Annotated in this window: 4 protein-coding genes; 2 read left to right on the top strand and 2 right to left on the bottom strand. The window is 40.2% G+C overall.

All coding sequences use genetic code 11. The features are described from left to right. Window positions 1-308: 308 nt before the first annotated feature. Window positions 309-794, bottom strand: coding sequence for an allophycocyanin subunit alpha-B (locus ACIR310F_RS0104085; RefSeq protein WP_028082722.1), 486 nt, complete (start codon window positions 792-794; stop codon window positions 309-311). A 146-nt stretch (window positions 795-940) separates the two neighbouring features. On the opposite strand from ACIR310F_RS0104085, the gene rlmD reads away from it, so the two are divergent. Together rlmD and ACIR310F_RS0104095 are read left to right on the top strand one after the other, a co-directional pair. Beyond that, window positions 941-2314, top strand: coding sequence for a 23S rRNA (uracil(1939)-C(5))-methyltransferase RlmD (rlmD, locus tag ACIR310F_RS0104090; RefSeq protein ID WP_028082723.1), 1374 nt, complete (start codon window positions 941-943; stop codon window positions 2312-2314). Window positions 2315-2734: 420 nt separating this feature from the next. Next, complete coding sequence (locus ACIR310F_RS0104095) at window positions 2735-3184, top strand: ATP-binding protein (RefSeq protein WP_028082724.1); 450 nt, start codon at window positions 2735-2737, stop codon at window positions 3182-3184. Between the two features lie 82 nt (window positions 3185-3266). Here the strand turns inward: ACIR310F_RS0104095 and ACIR310F_RS26620 are convergent. After that, the coding region (locus tag ACIR310F_RS26620) for a DUF6439 family protein (RefSeq protein ID WP_231387386.1) at window positions 3267-3408 on the bottom strand (142 nt) is incomplete at its 5' end.

The raw sequence follows: 3408 nt of genomic DNA on the forward strand, positions 1-3408 counted from the left end.
TTATTCCTATATGTGATTGAGATTCTCTCAGAAAAATCGCTATCCTCACATCATTATGACATAATTAATCACTATATAGTAACTGAACTTTAGCCGAGTCACTCAGCATTTACGGAAAAATACCCCACCAAATCACTGACAATTAAGACAAATTTTACAATTATGTAACTGAGATAAAAATATCCCCACAACTGGTTAATAACTTGACAAATCTTGCCATAGCCACTACCAACTGCGGGGAAGTCAAGACCCTTAACCCTATTCCCTATTTACTGTTCCCAATTACGGGCTATAATACGGAGATTTGATTAAGACATGGCTTGAATGATGTAATCAAAGTAGGGTGCAGTCTCTAAAGCGTCTTCTGCATTCAGTAAATCTAAGGACGCTTGTTTGAGAGAATTAATCGCTTCTACCATGCCGGGAACGGGAACACCCAGGGAATTGTACATTTCTCGTACACCAATCAAACCAATTTTTTCAATAGGTTCTTTGTCACCAGCAAGTACACCGTAGGTAATTAGGCGTAAGTACCAGCCAAAGTCCCGAATACACAAAGCCCGCTGTTTTTCACCGTAAGCATTACCACCAGGGGCGATAAAATCAGGGCGTTTTTGCCAAAGTTTTTTGGTAGCTTCTTGAACAATTTTTTTCTCGTTTTCTGAAAGGGTAGCAGCGATTCTTGTGCGCTTTACACCAGTTTCCAAAAATGCTTTGATGTTTTTGAGTTCGCCACTGCTGGGGTAACGCAGTTCGTCGTCAGCTTGGAGAATAACTTGGCTAATTACAGTCATGATGATCAAAATAACCCAAAATATTTATATTTGCTAGTTTAGCGACTTAGAGGAACATTCGTGAAGTGTGTGGGAAGATAGAGGTAAATCTATTCACAATTCTACATTAAGGAAGTCTCCCTTCCCTATTCCCTAACAACTGACTAATGACTAATATAATGTGGCGACAAGGTGAAGTCATCGAATTGGAAATTACTGATTTAAGCGACACTGGGGACGGTGTCGGACGCTTTGATAAACGTGTGGTTTTTGTACCGGATACTGTACCAGGCGATCGCCTACTTGTCAAATTACTCAATGTTAAGCCAAAATATGCCTATGGTCAACTTGAGGATTTATTAGAGGCTTCCCCTCAACGGCTAAGACCAAATTGTATTGTCGCTGACAAATGTGGTGGTTGTCAGTGGCAACATATTAACTATAATTACCAGTTAATAGCCAAACAAAATCAAGTAATTCAAGCTTTAGAAAGAATTGGCGGTTTTGTAAACATAACTGTGAATACAGTATTAGTAGCTGCTGCATCCTTGGGTTATCGCAATAAAGTTACTTATCCGCTTGGGATTTCTGCCACAGGTCATGTCCAAGCTGGATATTACCACAAAGGTACTCATAAATTAATAAACTTAAATCAATGCCCAGTGCAAGATTCACGGTTAAATCCTTTATTAGCTGAAGTAAAATTAGACATTGAAAAGCAGGGTTGGTCAATTTATGACGAAACCAGACACAAAGGATTAATTCGCCATTTAGGTTTACGCATTGGCCGTCGCACAGGAGAAATGCTGCTAACTTTAGTCGTCAAAGATTGGAACTTACCAGGAATTGAAAACCAAGCACAGCAATGGTTACAGCGTTATCCCCAATTAGTAGGCGTGTCATTAAATCGTAATAGCGATCGCACAAATGCTATATTTGGATTAGAAACCCGTTGTCTAGCTGGAGTTCCTTACCTACGAGAAAAATTCGCCGGTATGGATTTTCAAATTCGTCCAGATACCTTCTTCCAAGTGTACACAGAAACAGCCGAGGCTTTATTAGAGGTAATTCAGTCAGAACTAAATTTACAAGGTCATGAAGTCCTAGTAGATGCCTATTGTGGCATAGGGACCCTAACCTTACCCCTGGCTAAACAAGTAAAGCAGATCATCGGTTTAGAATTACAATCAACAGCAGTAAAACAGGCAATTGTCAATGCTCAAGAAAATAGAATTAATAATGTAACATTCCAAGTAGGTGCAGTGGAAAAAATTCTCCAGAATTTGGAGATCATACCAGATGTCGTCTTACTTGATCCACCACGGAAAGGATGTGAAGATAACGTTATCAAAACATTAAGAAACTTGAAACCTTCTCGAATTGTTTACGTCAGTTGTAAAGTATCTACTTTAGCCCGTGACCTCAAATTACTGTGCGAAAACGGACTATACAGACTCACAAGGGTTCAGCCCGCTGACTTCTTCCCTCAAACTGCCCATGTAGAAGCAGCCGCCTTTCTGGTACTATCGGACAATGATTAGAGTCATTAATTCTTTACAAAAATAAAAATTGTCAATTTGTAGTCTAGTGCATACTCATAATGCTAGAATGAAATCACCATAAAAATAGAAACTCATTTTTTTCTAAAGACATCGAAGCTGCATAGAATCTTAAAAAAGGTGCATAAAATTGTCTTAATTACAAGCCGCCGGTTAATCAGAGGATCTTTCCCCTGCTGTTCAAAACAGTAGCCCTTATTTATCTACTTAATCAACAGACTAACCTTAGCAAACTGTAAATAAGCAATTTGATTCTCCTTCTAAATTACCAGCGGAGAGCATTTTTATAAATTTAGTTTTACAGACGCAAGTTTAAAGGCAACATGATCACCTAATTCTTATCGGAATGCCTGAAAAAGCTTTCTTGATGTCTAGCTAACTAAAAGCTACGGGGTTTCTCTTGTGATTACCATTTCTCTTCGTCCAGTCGGGCGTTATTGGGGGACAATTAGTTTTGCTTCCACCCTTTATCTTTGTCCAATCCTAGATTTACTATTGACAGATATTCCCGCAAAATTGCAATCAGAACTGCGACTAGGACTCCAAGAAGCCCTAGTAAATGCGGCTAAACATGGGAATAATCTTGATCCCGCTAAATTAGTAGTAGTTCGTTTCTCATTAGTAGAGAATCAATATTGGTGGATTATTTCAGATCAGGGTAGCGGTTTCACTCCCTCCATTACAGGTGATAGTGATCCCAATGACTATTTACCACCTGAGGAAGCAGAAAGTGGACGGGGTATGTCCTTACTGCATCAGATTTTTGATCAAGTAGAATGGAATCGCAAAGGTACAGAACTCAGGCTTTGTAAGCAATTAGAAAGCCGTCGTTTATTGTCTTTGCGAAGGTGAAGGTTAATTCCTTTGTTACTGGGGCAACCACGCGGTTTGCCCCTACAACCCCGGTATTGGGGCAACCATGGGGGGTTTGCCCCTACGTTGTTTTGTGTCCGTGGGTGGGGCAAGGAGGGGCGGAAATTGATTTGTCTAGCCAGCCTACAGCCTGTTCTAGTCTGGCTTGCGCCTCTTGGGGTTCATTTTTGACCAAAAAGACTATGGCGGCGGCAACCTGTTCA

The sequence above is a fragment of the Dolichospermum circinale AWQC310F genome (assembly GCF_000426925.1).
GTDB lineage: Bacteria > Cyanobacteriota > Cyanobacteriia > Cyanobacteriales > Nostocaceae > Dolichospermum > Dolichospermum circinale.

Excerpts from the sequence above, each read along its gene's own strand:
- rlmD (WP_028082723.1), top strand. The coding sequence starts at position 941 with ATGACTAATATAATGTGGCGACAAGGTGAAGTCATCGAATTGGAAATT.
- ACIR310F_RS0104085 (WP_028082722.1), bottom strand. The coding sequence starts at position 794 with ATGACTGTAATTAGCCAAGTTATTCTCCAAGCTGACGACGAACTGCGT.